Below are 15,939 nucleotides of genomic sequence, written 5' to 3' on the forward strand. Positions count from 1 at the left end.
CCAAAGTAAGATGGACGTTAAAAAAATCGATAACCTATGGCGCTTTTTATCCATTAAAAACAACCTGCCCCTAAAACTGGAATTGAACCATCATGTGCATTACAAGTTCGTTAAGGGCAATATCCAGCTCATCCATCAATTTCACCCAAAGCTTTGGCAAGAATCTACCTTGATCATCGCAGAAAAACTTTTCCAGGAAAAAGCGGTATCCCAGCACTTCCACCATAAGAAAAAGCAGTTTGGGATCCCGTCAACAGGCTCCTCTACACATGTTCAGATTTTTTTTCCAAAATCGATCCTTTCTCTCAAATCCAATTATGAAATGGACGTCCAAATGGATCGAAACGGAAACTACTCCATCAGCCTCAGCCCCTTTGTTCCCAAAAACGTGTATCAGATTTTAGATAGTGTAAATTATGTTTGCCAAGAAATGTGGAAGAAAAACTTTTTCTCCGAAGGCATCAGAAACTAACTTACCGTCCTAAATAGTGTACCAGCCTCAAGAGTAATGATACGATAATGCTGATGAGGATCATGCTGGTAACGGGAAAATAAAAGCTAAAGTTCTCTCGCTCAACACGGATATCACCGGGCAGCCTGCCCAGCCAATTCAGCTTGTCCCCTAAAAAGTAAATCCCCAGGCCAATCCCCACAATGACCAGCCCTGCGCCAATTATCCATTTCCCCATTTCACTATTCATAACACTAAAATACTGGCTGAAAAGTGAACATGCAATGATCTCATCATTGTTTGGTAAAGATGTATTGTCCATTGAAATGAAGCGCAGCCATTAGAAGCGTCATTTTTCCGAACCCTTTGCAGCATTGCTGCTATTCCAATGCTCCTCCACGTCGAGCTGCTTCACCGCTGGCCGGTACCATCCATTTCGATAGTCTCCATCACAGGCTTCCCGTAAAAGTGCCTTCATCTCCGCTAACTTTAGGGGATGTTTCGCCGAAAGGTCTGCAGATTCCTTAAAGTCTTCAGGCAGGTAGTAAAGCTCAAAAACGTTTTTGGTGATGAAATACCGTAATTTCCAGCCATCCTTGGCGATCATCGTGGGCCCTTCAAAAGATGAATGGACGACAAATTCATGCTGATCCACTTGCGTACCTTCTGTCATTTCGCCCAAAAAGCTTATCCCATCGGTGACAAAAGGCTCCCGAAACCCGACTATATCAGCGATGGTCGGCAACCAATCGTAATTGGTCACCAACAGGTCAGAGGTAGCACCAGCCGGAACATGACCTGGCCATCTCACCAAGAGTGGCACTTCCAGCCCTCCTTGCAAATTGCTCCTTTTCATGCCTGCGCGGCCATTATTTCCATTAAAAACATCCCCCGCCAGCTCACTGTAATACTTATTTTCCAAGTTATCAAACCGTTCACCCGTCTGCATGTTGGTATAGGGCTTCAGTACCCGACCTTCTTGGGTGTAGTAAATTTCATGACCATTATCTGACGTAAATACTACCAGGGTATTCTCCGTCAAATCCAGCCGATCCAACTCGTCGAGAATTTGGCCCACATTATGGTCAAGCATCTTGACCATGGAAGCGTATTCCTTTTCTATTTGCGTCAGCACTGGGGAATCGGCCACTTCAGAATGGACGGCAGGTACTGCCACAGGGCCATGTGGTAGCTGAGTGGGAAAATACAAGAAAAAGGGCTGGTCTTTATGGTTACGGATAAAGTCCAAAGCCTTTTCCATGAACAAGTCCTGCGAATATACCGCCTTTCCACGCATGTCCCATCGTTGCTCAAAGGCTTCCTGTGTTTCACGCTCAATGGTCTTTCCACAATCTGCTCGGGTGTTTCCAGGGATGTTCACCAATTGGCCATTTTCAAAAAGGAAAGGGGGATAAAACCCGTGCGCCCTGTTATGGTCCAAGTAGCCAAAATATTCCTGCCAGCCATGACGCCGCATTTGATAGTCTGAAGCAGCAAATCCCCATTCCAATTTGCCAAACTGAGCTGTGCTATAACCTGCTTTCTGGGCCACTTCTCCCAAAAACACCTGCGAATTAGGAATGGAATCGAGCCCGGAATTGATCATATTTTCCACTTCCTGATGGGTGTAAGTATCGTTTCCGATTTTCCGATACAACGCCCCTCTGGTGATGGGAAATTGCCGGGCATGACAATCGTGAAGCCCCGTGATCAGCGCTGCACGAGCAGGGGCACAAAGCATGCTTCCCGTGGCATTTGAAAACCGCATGCCTTCTGTGGCCAGCCGATCGATATTTGGCGTGGAAAGGTGTCGTTGGCCTTCATGGCCAAGCATTCCTTTGCCGAGGTCATCGGCATAAATAAACACAATATTGGGCTGGCGCTGTTGGGAAGTCGTTTCTTTACAACCACCCAAATGAAGTAACGTCAGCATGGCACCGAGCAAACAGGCAATTTTCAGGTATTGCATCCTACAATTTAGGCCGTTTGGATAAAAAATGAAAGCATCTGGCCGCTTTTGACCATTGAGGTCACTCCTTGCCTTGCTCATCGGGCAGCAGTCGAAGCACCACTGTCATCGGGGATTCAAAGAGATCTTTCCCTTCAAATACTTTTTGGTAATGAATATCCATCTGGTCCAACTCCTCCAAATGTCGCTTCCTGGTAATCAGGTATCCCATTGTCCTTTGGGGAACTGCTTCCTCTTGAATATTCTTCAGTGGCCGCTGCAGGTAAAATGAAAAAGCAGGATTATAGATTTTGTAATAATACAGCTCAGAAGCGGCTAATTGAGAGGCCTTGGCCTGCAAAACAGGATTTTGCTGATCAATTTTCGGAAAGGCAAACCAAAAAAAGACAACGGCCACCAACATAAAGCCTCCTCCAAACCAAACGAGAAAGCCTGCTGTTTGGTGGCGGTAGAGTGCCCTATACATGGGAAAAACCACCAAAACAGGCACTAGAAACCACCAAAGCAGGCTCTTGGGAACCAGCAATGCCGGATCTGCTGACAATCCAAAATAGATCCCAAAAGGCAATAAGACCAGCAACATTCCATAAGCGACTCCAGGGACCCATAGGCTTTTCCATTTGGAAGCCTTGGCCAGAGCCGCCAAGTAATTGCCTATAATCATGGCCAGAAAAGGATAGGCCGGCACGGTATAGTTGGGGAGTTTGGTGCCTGCAAACATAAAAAACACAATGATTGTAGCCGCACAGATCAAGGCAAATGTCGTGACTCGATTGGTGCGGTATTTTAAGGTATGCCACACGCTTTGGAATAAAAAGAATGCAAAAGGCAGCATCCCACCGAGCACAAACAGCCACGTCAGCCAAAATCCTCCCCCGTGTCCTTCCATCGGTGCGGAAAAGCGGTTGAGGTTATGCTTGAAGATAAATTCCTCTATCCAAAGCCCATTGGTCTTGGTGGCCACCAGTACATACCAGGGTAGGGCAATCAAGAAAAAAACGCCCAAGCCGACCGGATGGAAAATCCTGCGCAGCCTTTTGCCATTGAGCAGCTGCATGGTAAGGCCGTACACCAGTAGGGCGATGCAGGGAAGCACGACTCCCACGGGGCCTTTGGCAAGCACGGCCAAGCCCAGCGCCACATACGTCACCAGCATGAGCCTGGTGGAGCGGAAACCTGACAGTGACCATTCATAAAATGTCATGAGCCCCATGCTCATAAAGAAGATCAAAAACGGATCTGGCACCGCCATATGGAACTGGATATACCAATGCAAACAGGAGGTAAGCACGAGCAGCGTCAGAAGCCCCGCCCGAAACCCTAAGTTTTTCCGTGCAAAGCGATAAGTAAAATAGATCGTCAAAAAGCCAAATAGGGCAGGAAAGAACCTTGCCGCAAATTCGTTGATACCAAACAGCTGGTAGGACAACATAAAAAAATAATAGTGCAATGGGGGCTTGTCAAAGCGGTATTCTCCGTTAAATGTCGGCACGATCCACTCTCCCTGCTGCAGCATCTCGATGGCTGCTGTGGCGTTCTTGGCCTCGTCCAAGACATAGATACTCAAGCCGTTGATATTTGAAAAATGGAGGAGAAAGGCAATGAGCAGCAATACCCCGCCAGCAATCCCCTTTTTGTCCAGGATTTTTTCCATATGCCAAAATTACTGGCTATTCGATGGCTCAATGTCAAGAAAGCATTATCAAAAAGTTAGGTTTTGATAACGCCACTTGGTGTCCGTCCAAAAAAGCTGTAATTTTGACCAAATTTTATACGGTATGTCCCAGTTACAGCTTTCCCTTGTCGTTACGGTTTACAACGAGGAAGAAAATATTCAACCCTTATTAGCTGCTGTTTATGAAGCCCTGGAAGGGATTTCTTATGAACTCATTTTGGTGGATGACGGCTCCACCGACAAGACCGTGGCCATGGCCAAGCAACATGCAAATACCGCCACGAGGGTCTTGATTTTTAACAAGAACTATGGACAAACTACCGCATTGGCAGCGGGCATTGACCATGCCACAGGTGCGTATATCGTCACCATGGATGGAGACTTGCAAAACGATCCATCCGACATTCCAATGATGCTGCAGAAAGCCATTGATGAGGATTGGGACGTGGTCGCAGGTGTACGGGCAAATAGACAGGATGGCTTTGTCCTCCGTAAATTGCCCAGCAAATTTGCCAACTGGATGATTCGAAATACCACCAAGGTGTACCTCAAGGACTACGGCTGCAGCTTGCGTGTTTATAAAGCAAATATCGCCCAAAACATGGGGCTTTATGGAGAATTGCACCGATTTATACCGGTTTTGGCCAAGCAGGAAGGTGCCCGAATGACAGAGGTAAATGTCAAGCACCATCCCCGGATCCACGGCACATCCAAATACGGGCTGAACAGAACCTTTAAGGTTTTGGCTGACCTTATCCTGATGCTCTTTTTCCAAAAGTACCTCCAGCGCCCCATTCACATTTTTGGTGGGCTAGGACTTTTGGCATTGATTTCAGGCGTCCTGATCAATTTCTACTTGTTGGTGCTCAAGATCCTTGGAGAAGACATCTGGGGTCGGCCAATCTTACTGGTAGGCCTGATTTTAGTCTTGGGAGGGCTGCAATTGATCACTACCGGAATCGTAGCAGAGATCATTGTCAGGACCTACTTCGAATCGCAAAACAAGAAGACCTATACCATCAAAGAAGTTTTCCAAGGTGCCTAAAAAAACACTCAAGCTACTCCTGAAAGTACTCCTGACGGGAGTGGCCATCTACCTTGTGTTCAGAAAAATAGACCTCGAAGCCACTTGGCAGGTCATAAAAAAAGCCAATTTGGCCTTTCTGGTCATCGCTGCACTCTGCTTTGTGCTCTCTAAAATCCTTTCTTCCTTTCGCTTAAACGGGCTTTTTCGCAACCTTGATGTTCGTCTCAGCGAACGCCAAAACCTCAAACTTTACTGGATCGGAATGTTTTATAACCTCTTTCTTCCCGGTGGAATAGGCGGCGACGGTTACAAGGTATATTGGCTTAACAAGCGGTTTGATGCGAAAGTGAAAAAGCTGCTGGCGGCAGTCCTGTTGGACCGTGTCAGTGGACTTATCGCGCTGGTGTGGCTGTTGCTGGTGATTTGGTTTTTTGTGACCGTGGAGTGGACCGCTCCTTGGGGCATCAACTTGGACTTGATCGCCGCAGCTGGCTTGTGCTTGGTGCCTTTGGCCTTCGTTGGGGTGATCAGGTGGTGGTTTCCTTCGTTTTGGGCTTCTACTGCACTTACCGGCGGCTATAGTCTCTTGGTTCAGTCTGCCCAGTTGATCTGTGCCTATTTCATCCTATTGGGATTGGGCGTCCAAACACAAATCCTGGAATATCAGTTTGTCTTTTTGCTTTCCTCGATTGTAGCGGTACTGCCCTTGACCATCGGAGGAGTGGGCGCAAGGGAACTGGTGTTTATCTTTAGCCACGAATATATGGGCATCGATAAAAATGTAGCCGTGGCCTTCAGTTTACTTTTTTTCCTGATTACCGCTTTGGTTTCTTTGGCTGGTGCCACAGTAAAGATGGAACCCGGAACAGCCATCAGTGAGCAGTAGCCAGACGAGAGAACCCAAGGAGTTCTGAAAGCTTTCCATGCTCACCTCACCGATTCTTCCACGATCAGGACAATTCCCCTTTCTTGGCCACATCGCATTTGCCGCAGCCACAGCCCAGGTCGTTTGATTTTTTGGGCTTGAAATACTGGTATACCTTCCAGGCAACAATCCCCACAAACAATGTCCACACAATAATTTCCTGCCACATAACTTTATTTTTTCATTTATGAAAACAGCTGATAAGCTATCAGCGCCGATACATAGGCCAAAGCCGTCATGTAAACCGTCTGGATGACCGGCCACTTCCATCCCTTGGTCTCACGATATACCACCGCCAAGGTACTCATACATTGCATCGCAAATGCATAAAATACCATGAGGGAAATGGCCGTGGCCAAATTAAATACGGCCTCACCGGTATTGGGATTGACTTCACTTTTTAGCTTTTGCTGAATGGTCAATTCATCTTCCACTTCACTGCCGACACTGTAAAGGGTCGCCATGGTGGAGACAAAAACCTCCCGCGCCGCAAAGGAAGTGATCAGCGCGATACCGATTTTCCAATCATAACCCAAAGGCCGGATAGCCGGCTCTATAAACTGTCCGGCTATTCCTATATACGAAGATTCCAGTTCTGCTGATTCAAGGTTATGCCGATAATCTAGCATCGCTTCTTCAGAAGCGCCGTCAGCCGGTACCTCTACCGCTGCAATGGCTTCTTCCCTCGCACTGGACGGCCCGTAACTCGCGAGCACCCACAACACGATCGAAATGGCCAAGATCACCTTACCCGCCTCAAAAACAAAGGTCTTCGATTTGGAATACATGGTGATGAGCACATCCTTCCACCTTGGCAAACGGTACATGGGCATTTCCACCATCAAATAACTTCTTTCCTTAAAATGCAAGACCATTTTAAGGATCCAAGCCGTCACCAACACCGCCACCACACCGAGCAGGTACATGCCCAGCATCACTAAAGCCTGAAGGCCAAATGGCCCCACATTGGTCGCAGGAACAGCTATTCCGATCAGGATAACATACACCGGAAGCCTGGCCGAGCAACTCATCAATGGCGTCACCATGATTGTAATCAAGCGGTCCTTCCAATTGCCAATATTCCGGCTCGCCATAATCCCTGGAATGGCACAGGCAATGCCCGAGATAAGCGGTACCACACTCTTGCCATTAAGGCCAAATGGCCGCATGATACGGTCCATCAAGAATACCACCCGAGACATATAGCCCGTATCCTCAAGAATTCCCAAAAAGGCAAAAAGCAAGGCAATTTGTGGGATAAAGATCACTACCCCTCCAATACCAGGAATGATCCCCTCGGTGATCAAATCTGTCAGCACACCCTCCGGCAACCATCCGGCGACTGTTCCGCTCAAACGCGCAAAAAAGCCATCAATCAAATCCATCGGTACCGCTGACCAAGCAAACACCGCTTGGAAGATCAATAAGAGAATACACAAGAAAATGGCGTACCCTCCAATTTTATGTAAGAAAAGCTTGTCCAGCTGATCCGTTAGGCGCTTTTTTTGAATATCCGTTTTCTCTACGGATTGCTCCAGCACTTGCTGGATAGCCGCGTAACGCTCTTGGGTTTCCTTAATTTGCGTAGCTTTTAAATCAAAATCAGCTTGCGTCACTTGCTCATGGAGCCAATCATGATCTTCTTGCGAGAGAATGGGCTCATTATTGTGGAAGCGAATAAGCTGATAGGCCTGATAGGTATTGTTCAACGTAAACTTTTCACGGACATTTGCCGACAGTTCTGCTGGCAGGAGCTTATCGCTATCCAGAAAAGAAGTTGGTTTTTCAAACATCTGCTGGCCGATGAGGTCCAAGATTCCATTAATACCTTTATTGCTTCGGGCATTGGTTTGGATGACGGGAACCCCAAGTGCCTTGTAGAGGGCATGGGCCTTCACTTTTATTCCTTGTTCTTCTGCAGTATCGGCCATGTTCAAGACCACAGCCATGGGCAAGCCCAAGTCCATGATCTGCGTGACCAAAAATAAACCCCGCTCCATGCTGGACATGTCCACCACAGCCAACACAAAATCCGGTTTGGAGGATTTGTCCAGCCCATTGAGCACTCGGTGGACGATCACTTCGTCCTCAGAATTTGGGTAAATGCTGTAGGTGCCGGGAAGATCTATGATCGTAGCCTGCTGGTCACCGAGCTTCACACTGGCATAGCGCTTATCCACCGTCACACCGGGGTAATTGCCCACCTTTTGGCGAAGCCCCGTAAGGCGGTTAAAAATCGTGGTCTTGCCCACATTTGGATTTCCAATGAGGGCCACCGTAAAGGTGGATAGCTTCTCTGGGGTGATTACTTCTGGCATACAGCAATTAGTTTTCTAGGGTCACTTCGATGAGTTTGGCCTCTGCTTTCCGGAGGGCAATAACGGTATTTTCCAGTCTAAACGCCAAAGGATCCTGTAAAGGCGCCCGCTGCAACAACGAAATCTGTTTGCCCGGTAAAAAGCCCATTTCCATGATATTTAAGGTCAATTCACTGGGCAAAATCTCATGGATGATGGCCCTCTCACCAATTTTTATCTTATCTGCCGTCATATTTTTTACTTTATGAAGGAACAAATCACTCCTTTATTTATCCGTCATGACTCGCCTTCCGAAATCCTGAGCTATTAAACTCCTTCGATGATACCTGCAAAATGGCTTACGCAGGAATGTTCAAATCCTTGAATCCCTGTATATCAAGCCGGTATTTTGGCTTAATTGAATTAGATTGAATCTAAATTGCTGCAAAATTAACGGAAAAAGTGTAGAATTCGTTCTGTTTTTGCTGAAATCTTGGATTTACATGATGAGCGGCCGCTTAGGTTGATGCTACACTCGGGGATGTCTTTATCCATAAGCAAGACAAAACCAACCCGACTCGCCACCTCCAATGGTCTTGCCAATTTCACATCAACTATCCTAGGCCTCCTTTAACGGTAATGGCCCCTGAGAGTTGAGTCCAACCTAACAACCATGCCCGCAAGGAGCAGGTAAAAGACTCGCCAGCACCAATCAATATCGATTTACAATCGCAATTGGGGCTATTATTGGTTTCATGATTTCCCATTTATCCACACCATTAGTATTCATCGAGGACATTCTAGTGCATAACGCATACTATTTGCCCATTAGCACCCTTGATCATGTCATCAAAACGGGATTTCCATCCCAAAAACAGGCTCAAATTACCCGATATTTCCTTCAAATTGCCGATCAAATCCCTCTATCCACGGAAGATCATCCTACCTTCGAGACATCAAATTATCGTTCCCAAGGAGCATCCTTTGTAAACCCAAAAAAGACATTGCCACATGCATAGAATATTACTTTTAACATTGACATTGGGGATATTGTCCGCTTGCTCCCCAGAAAGCACAAAAGAGGAAACAAAGGAAACTCCTTCCTCTACGGCCAAGCGATCGTTTACGACCTACTGTAACCCGCTCGACATTGATTATACCTATATGTCCCACTATCGGGCGAGAAATAACGTTTCCTACCGATCAGGAGCGGATCCGGCCATCGTTAATTTTAAGGGCAAATATTATCTTTTTGTCACCCGGTCCCATGGCTATTGGGTATCGGATGACATGAGCAACTGGCGGTTTATCCGACCCCAAAGCTGGTACTTCAATGGCAGTAATGCTCCTGCTGCGGCGGTAAAGGACGGAAAAATCATTTTGCTCGGCGACCCTTCCGGACGTGGGGCGGTGATCGAAACGGACAATCCTGATTTGGGCGATTGGAAAACGAACTTTGCCGTGATTAATGTCCCCGGCGGCGTGCAGGACCCTAACCTCTTTGTCGATGACGATGGCAAAGTATACCTCTACGAAGAATCTTCCAATAAATGGCCCATCCATGGCATAGAACTGGATGCTGACAATTATTTCATTCCCAAGGGCGAACAGGTAGACCTGTTTAACCTGGAGCCAGAAAAGCATGGCTGGGAACGGTTTGGCCAAGACCATAAAAGTGACCTAAAACCCTTTATCGAAGGCCCTTGGATGGTCAAGCATAACGGAAAATACTATTTGGAATACGGTGCTCCCGGTACCCAATGGAACGTCTATGCTGATGGTGTATACACCAGTGACAGTCCTCTGGGCCCGTTTACCTACGCTCCCTATAATCCCATTTCCTACAAACCAGGTGGTTTTCTCAAGGGCTCCGGCCACGGCAGCACCGTAAAGGATAATCACGGAAACCATTGGCATTTTGCCACCATGGCCATTTCTGTCAACTATAAATTCGAACGCAGGATAGGCATGTATCCCGCGGGGTTTGAAGAGAACGGACAGATGTATGTAAACACCGCTTATGGAGATTACCCCCATTACCTTCCAGACACGGACGTGGAAGATCACAAGCATCGCTTTACAGGCTGGATGCTCCTATCCTATAATAAACCGGTAACGACCAACTCCCCTGAAGTCAACATGGATCTCAATGTAGTGGACGAGAGTGAAGGAGGTTACATGCAAGAGCAGATCCGGGAATTTGATATCAGTCAGATCAATGATGAAGAAATTCGTTCCTACTGGGTATCGGAAGCCAATCATGATTCTATCTATGTGGAACTGGACTTGGAAAAACCCATGGATGTCAAAGCCATTCAAATCAACTTCCAAGACTTCAACAGTGAGATTTTCGGTCGACCCGATACCCTCCGACAACAATTTGTGATCAAAACATCCATGGATGGAAAGCGCTGGGAGACGGTCGCCGATTATTCCAAAAACCAACGTGACATGCCCCATGGCTATATCGAACTGGACCAAGCAGTAGAAGCCCGATATGTCCGTTACGAACATGTATACTGTACCAATAAGTTTTTGGCCATCTCTGAACTGCGGGTATTTGGCAATGGAAAGGAAGCCCTACCAGAGACGCCTTCAAACTTCGTCGCACAACGACAAAATGACCGTCGCAACACAAACCTCAGCTGGGATCCTGTAGAAGGTGCCACTGGCTATGTGATCTACTGGGGCATCCATAAGGATAAGCTGAACCTTTCCGCCCTGATGTACGGACAACACGAATATGAACTTCGCGCCCTCAATACGGATCAGCGTTATTATTATCAAGTAGAGGCCTTCGATGAAAACGGTATTTCCCAGAAAAGTGAAATCTTGTTTACAGAATAACTTCAGCGAAAAAGGAGAACCTATTTTAGGTGATTATGGTTAATTGTAAGTGTGTTTGATTGGGTCTTTCTGTTTCGGCAGAAAGACCCTTTGATCTCCTCAACTAAAATCATTTAAACACAGCGGCACACTTTCTGCTTTAAAAAAAGTGAAAATCAAATCAACCGCAAAAGCCGGGGCTGCTATCTGATTAGCTCCCTGGCTTTTTTACCGTTTGGAGATGACCGTTTAATTCCAATCAAGCGATATTTATGGGGGCGATAACTCTCATTAGTTATCGAAATCCTGATCCGCCACCAAGGTGCTAAAGCACACAGCCATGATAACTTCCTCTCAGTCCAGGTTACAGCAGCATCCTATTTATCTTTATCCCTGGCCAAATAGAAACCAACGGTGGCATAGCCTATGCTGAGCCATCAAAATAGACCAGCCCATTCTTTTCTACTTGATCCTTAATTTTCTATTTTCCCCACTTGGGAATAAATTTTGGCTCGTAAGCAGCCATTTTGTCCAATATCTCGGCAGGATCATCACTAATGATCAACAGGTCCATTTGGGCTTGCCTCAGGAATCCTTCCTTGGCCGAAAAGTTTAAAAACTCAATCAGCTTATCATAATAGCCCTCCACATTGTAAAGGGCTAGCGGTTTTTGGATATAGGCAAGCTGGTTTAGCGTCATGATCTCAAAAAGCTCCTCCAAGGTTCCAATGCCACCGGGCATGGCTATAAACCCATCACCGGTTTCTGCCATGAGCCACTTGCGGTCCCGCATGGTCTCCACCACTGTCAATTCCGTACAGCCACGGTGTGCTACTTCTACATCAACCAATTTTTGGGGGATAAAACCATATACCTTTCTGCCCACACTTAACATATGGTCTGCCATTACTCCCATTAACCCTACTTTGCCTGCGCCATACACCAAATCCATTTTTCTGAGTGTCATTTCTGCCGCCAGCGCAATGGCTCCCTCTTTGTAGGCGGGATTATTACCGGTATTGGAGCCGCAGTAGATGGTTATTTTTTTCATGTTAATTGCAGTAGTAATAGGGGTAAAACAATTTTACTAATAACCGGATTTTTATGCCCTTTTTCAAGTCTAAAGCGTTAAATAAAAGCAAATCAACAGGATTTGAAATGGAGGATTTGCCTGCTTTTCCGCCTCAGAAAAAGGACTATTTTATGGCTGTCGGTGAGGGATGGAGAGTTTTTCAGCTTTCACCATACATAAACCCTACTTTTCTATTAACTTTGTGCCTGCTTTTGAAACAATTAGCTTAGCGCTGTCCTTCCCGCCGGAAAGGTCCGCTTTGTTGGTAAGCATTTGATCAAGAAGAAACAAGGAAGATATCGTGAAAAAATATCAGGAGTTCAAACAAGTAGATTATCCCGGAATAGGGGAAAGTATCCTTCAATACTGGCAAGAGAACAAGGTCTTTGAAAAGTCCGTGCAAAACCGCGAGGGAGCCGAGACATTTACCTTTTTCGAAGGCCCCCCATCTGCCAATGGCACCCCGGGCATTCACCACGTGATGGCCAGAACACTGAAGGATATTTTTTGCCGGTACAAAACCCTCAAAGGATATCAGGTAAAGCGTAAAGGCGGCTGGGACACACACGGCTTGCCCGTGGAGCTGCAAGTGGAGAAAGAATTGGGCATTACCAAAGAGGATATCGGAAAGAAAATCTCTGTAGAAGAATACAATAAAAAATGCCGTGAAACGGTCATGCGCTTTAAGGACGAGTGGGATGATCTGACCGAAAAAATCGGCTATTGGGTGGATTTAGACGACCCTTACATCACCTTTGATCCGAAATACATCGAAACCCTTTGGAGCCTTCTGAAGCGGCTATACGACAAAGACCTGCTGTACAAGGGCTATACCATCCAACCTTATTCACCTGCGGCTGGAACCGGACTGAGCTCCCACGAACTCAACCAGCCAGGCTGCTACCGCGATGTGAAGGACACTTCCATCACGGCACAATTTAAGGTAAAAGACCGCGACAATGAATACATCATCGCCTGGACGACGACCCCATGGACCTTGCCTTCCAACTCCGCCCTGGCGGTAGGGGAAAAGCTCGATTATGTCAAGGTCAAAACCTTCAATCCTTACACCCATGCGCCTCAAACCGTTATTTTGGCAAAAGCCAGAATGGGCGCTTTCTTCAACAAAAAGGCCGCAGAGCTGAAGCTAGAAGATTACAAGGCGGGCGACAAGCTGATTCCGTACGAAGTAGTAGAAGCGTTTAAAGGCGCGGACATGCTCGGCATGGAGTATGAACCACTTTTCCCCATCGATGGCATCAAGCTTCCCCATCCTGCCTACACCGTCATTCCGGCAGATTATGTGACCACCGAAGATGGTACAGGAATCGTTCACCTGGCCAAAGCTTTTGGTGCGGATGACTTTAGGACCTTGGTTCAAGCAGGCGTGCCGGGGGTATTTGTCAAAGACGAACAGGACAATGAAATCCCTGTAGTGGATAAAAAAGGGAAATTTCTGCCGGTAGTAGGAGAATACCTGCTGGCCAAAATGAAAGAGCATGAAATCACGGCCCATAAGGAATACACAGCAGATGATTTCTATGTAAAGAATTACCTGAAAGAGGATGAAAATGCAGCGGAATATAAAAACACCGATGTCATCATTTCCATCATCCTGAAGAATGAAAATAAAGCGTTCAAGGTAGAAAAATACGAGCACAGTTATCCCCACTGCTGGCGGACAGACATGCCCGTGCTTTATTACCCGCTCGAAAGCTGGTTTATCAAGACCACAGCCTGCAAGGACCGCTTGGTCGAGCTGAACAAAACCATCAACTGGAAGCCTGAGGCTACCGGAACAGGTCGTTTTGGCAATTGGCTGGAAAACCTGGTGGACTGGAACCTCAGCCGTTCCCGCTTCTGGGGTACGCCACTGCCGGTATGGAGAAATGAAGATGCGACGGAAACCAAATGCATTGGCTCCATCGCAGAGCTGACCGAAGAAATCGAAAAATCCATTGCCAAGGGCTTTATGCAGGAATCTCCTTTCAAAGGAGAAGAAATTGACCTCCACAGACCTTATGTGGACGATGTCATCTTGGTCGATAGCCAAGGCAATAAGATGTTCCGGGAACCAGACCTGATCGATGTATGGTTCGATTCCGGTGCCATGCCTTACGCCCAGTGGCATTACCCTTTCGAAAACGAAGAAATCTTCAAGGCCAATTATCCGGCGGACTATATCGCTGAAGGGGTCGACCAAACCCGTGGATGGTTCTTTACCCTTCATGCCATAGCGGTGATGCTGTTTGACAACGTGGCCTTTAAGAATGTGATCGCCAATGGCCTGGTGCTGGACAAAAATGGCAACAAAATGTCCAAACGCCTCGGCAATGCCGTCGATCCATTCAAAACCCTGAAAGAATATGGCCCCGATGCTCTTCGCTGGTACATGCTCTCCAATGCCAACCCTTGGGATAACCTGAAGTTCAATTTGGAAGGTGTAGCAGAGGTTCAGCGCAGATTCTTCGGGACACTGCAAAATACCTACAACTTCTTTGCGTTATATGCCAACTTGGATGCCTTTACCTATGACCCGGCAAAGACCGTGGCGGTAAGTGAACGGCCAGAGCTGGACCGATGGATTGTCTCCAAGCTACAGTCCCTGATCAAAGAAGTGGAAAGCTCCATGGACAATTATGACGCCACGAGAGCCACCCGTGCCATCATGAACTTTACCGTGGACCAGCTGTCCAATTGGTACGTACGATTGGCGAGGAAGCGTTTTTGGAGAGGGGAAATGAACCAAGACAAGCAGGCTGCGTATGAAACCTTATATGAATGCCTGATGGCCCTTAGCCAGCTGATGTCATCCTTTGCTCCATTCTATTCGGACTGGATGTTTGCCAACCTGACCGAAGGCGCCAAGGAGGCAGGACAGGAAATTCCAGCATCCGTGCACTTGACCGACTGGAAAGCAGCGGATGATGGGCTGATCAATGAAGATTTGGAAGCCAGCATGCAGTTGGCACAGGACATTTCATCATTGGTGCACAGCTTAAGAAAGAAGGACAAGCTGAAAGTACGCCAACCCCTTCAAAAGATCCTTATCCCGATCTTGAATGAAAAGACGAGACAGCAAATCCAACACGTGGAAGAGCTGATCAAATCTGAGGTGAACATCAAAGGAGTAGAATACATCGACGATGCCTCAGGGATATTGGTAAAAAATGCCAAGCCAAACTTCCCGCTGCTTGGAAAGCGCTTTGGTCCGAAAATGAAATTGGTGGCCGGAGCCATAAGCAAATGGGGACAAGAAGAAATCAATCAATTGGAGCGAGATGGCTCCATTGAGATCGAAATAGATGGCGAACAAGCCCGCTTGGCACAAGAAGAAGTCCTCATCACCTCCCAAGATATTCCGGGTTGGTCGGTAGCCAGTGCAAACGGCATTACCGTGGCCTTGGATGTCACGCTGAACGACGAACTCAAGCAAGAAGGCATTGCTCGGGACTTGGTCAATAGGATCCAAAACCTTAGAAAAGATATGGGACTGGAAGTGCAGGACAAAATCACCATTAAGGTGGCCAAGCTGAACGAACAAGTGGACCGCGCACTGGAAAACTTCTCGGCATATATCCAATCCGAAACGCAGGCCTTGTCACTTTCCGTAAACGGAGATGTGGAAGAAGGTACGGTCTTGGACATGGATGATTTCGAACTGAAAGTAAAGGTAGAAAAAGTATAAACTAAACGG

Annotated in this window: 13 protein-coding genes; 6 read left to right on the forward strand and 7 right to left on the reverse strand. The window is 47.0% G+C overall.

Annotation, left to right across the window (positions count from 1 at the left end):
* The first annotated feature begins 10 nt into the window (after positions 1 to 10).
* Positions 11 to 472: a hypothetical protein gene (locus ECHVI_RS04340; RefSeq protein WP_015264737.1), complete on the forward strand. Its 462-nt coding sequence runs from the start codon at positions 11 to 13 to the stop codon at positions 470 to 472.
* 1 nt (position 473) lies between these two features.
* On the opposite strand, the gene ECHVI_RS04345 is transcribed toward ECHVI_RS04340, so the two are convergent.
* The 3 genes from ECHVI_RS04345 to ECHVI_RS04355 form a co-directional block, all read right to left on the reverse strand.
* Entirely contained in the window at positions 474 to 701 is a 228-nt protein-coding gene (locus ECHVI_RS04345; protein WP_041738308.1) for a DUF2905 domain-containing protein, read from the reverse strand.
* Positions 702 to 800: 99 nt separating this feature from the next.
* Positions 801 to 2,420: an arylsulfatase gene (locus ECHVI_RS04350; protein ID WP_015264739.1), complete on the reverse strand. Its 1,620-nt coding sequence runs from the start codon at positions 2,418 to 2,420 to the stop codon at positions 801 to 803.
* 61 nt (positions 2,421 to 2,481) lie between these two features.
* Entirely contained in the window at positions 2,482 to 4,074 is a 1,593-nt protein-coding gene (locus ECHVI_RS04355; RefSeq protein WP_015264740.1) for an ArnT family glycosyltransferase, read from the reverse strand.
* Positions 4,075 to 4,198: 124 nt separating this feature from the next.
* Here ECHVI_RS04355 and ECHVI_RS04360 point away from each other — a divergent pair, with 124 nt between their 5' ends.
* Together ECHVI_RS04360 and ECHVI_RS04365 are read left to right on the forward strand one after the other, a co-directional pair.
* Positions 4,199 to 5,140 carry a glycosyltransferase family 2 protein gene (locus ECHVI_RS04360; RefSeq protein ID WP_041738309.1) on the forward strand — a complete coding sequence of 314 codons (942 nt, stop codon included), beginning with the start codon at positions 4,199 to 4,201 and terminating at the stop codon, positions 5,138 to 5,140.
* Positions 5,133 to 6,008: a lysylphosphatidylglycerol synthase transmembrane domain-containing protein gene (locus tag ECHVI_RS04365; RefSeq protein ID WP_015264742.1), complete on the forward strand. Its 876-nt coding sequence runs from the start codon at positions 5,133 to 5,135 to the stop codon at positions 6,006 to 6,008. Before ECHVI_RS04360 ends, ECHVI_RS04365 begins: the two co-directional genes overlap by 8 nt.
* A gap of 64 nt (positions 6,009 to 6,072) precedes the next feature.
* Here ECHVI_RS04365 and ECHVI_RS23235 read toward each other — a convergent pair whose 3' ends face one another.
* The 3 genes from ECHVI_RS23235 to ECHVI_RS04375 are packed head-to-tail and all read right to left on the reverse strand — an operon-like array spanning position 6,073 to position 8,597.
* On the reverse strand, positions 6,073 to 6,216 hold the full coding sequence (locus ECHVI_RS23235; protein ID WP_015264743.1) for a FeoB-associated Cys-rich membrane protein: 144 nt from the start codon (positions 6,214 to 6,216) through the stop codon (positions 6,073 to 6,075).
* 16 nt (positions 6,217 to 6,232) lie between these two features.
* On the reverse strand, positions 6,233 to 8,365 hold the full coding sequence (gene feoB, locus ECHVI_RS04370) for a ferrous iron transport protein B (RefSeq protein WP_015264744.1): 2,133 nt from the start codon (positions 8,363 to 8,365) through the stop codon (positions 6,233 to 6,235).
* Between the two features lie 7 nt (positions 8,366 to 8,372).
* A complete protein-coding gene (locus ECHVI_RS04375; RefSeq protein WP_015264745.1) occupies positions 8,373 to 8,597 on the reverse strand; it encodes a FeoA family protein in 225 nt (74 codons plus the stop codon).
* A 758-nt stretch (positions 8,598 to 9,355) separates the two neighbouring features.
* On the opposite strand from ECHVI_RS04375, the gene ECHVI_RS04385 reads away from it, so the two are divergent.
* Complete coding sequence (locus tag ECHVI_RS04385) at positions 9,356 to 11,191, forward strand: family 43 glycosylhydrolase (protein ID WP_015264746.1); 1,836 nt, start codon at positions 9,356 to 9,358, stop codon at positions 11,189 to 11,191.
* A gap of 460 nt (positions 11,192 to 11,651) precedes the next feature.
* On the opposite strand, the gene ECHVI_RS04390 is transcribed toward ECHVI_RS04385, so the two are convergent.
* Positions 11,652 to 12,221, reverse strand: a complete 570-nt coding sequence (locus tag ECHVI_RS04390) for an LOG family protein (RefSeq protein ID WP_015264747.1) — start codon at positions 12,219 to 12,221, stop codon at positions 11,652 to 11,654.
* Positions 12,222 to 12,274: 53 nt separating this feature from the next.
* Here ECHVI_RS04390 and ECHVI_RS04395 point away from each other — a divergent pair, with 53 nt between their 5' ends.
* Both ECHVI_RS04395 and ileS read left to right on the forward strand, forming a co-directional pair.
* The gene (locus tag ECHVI_RS04395) at positions 12,275 to 12,472 is read left to right on the forward strand and encodes a hypothetical protein (protein WP_015264748.1); all 198 of its coding nucleotides are present in this window, start codon (positions 12,275 to 12,277) and stop codon (positions 12,470 to 12,472) included.
* Between the two features lie 71 nt (positions 12,473 to 12,543).
* The gene (ileS, locus tag ECHVI_RS04400) at positions 12,544 to 15,930 is read left to right on the forward strand and encodes an isoleucine--tRNA ligase (RefSeq protein ID WP_015264749.1); all 3,387 of its coding nucleotides are present in this window, start codon (positions 12,544 to 12,546) and stop codon (positions 15,928 to 15,930) included.
* Positions 15,931 to 15,939 lie beyond the last annotated feature (9 nt).

It is taken from the genome of Echinicola vietnamensis DSM 17526 (assembly GCF_000325705.1).
Classification (GTDB): domain Bacteria; phylum Bacteroidota; class Bacteroidia; order Cytophagales; family Cyclobacteriaceae; genus Echinicola; species Echinicola vietnamensis.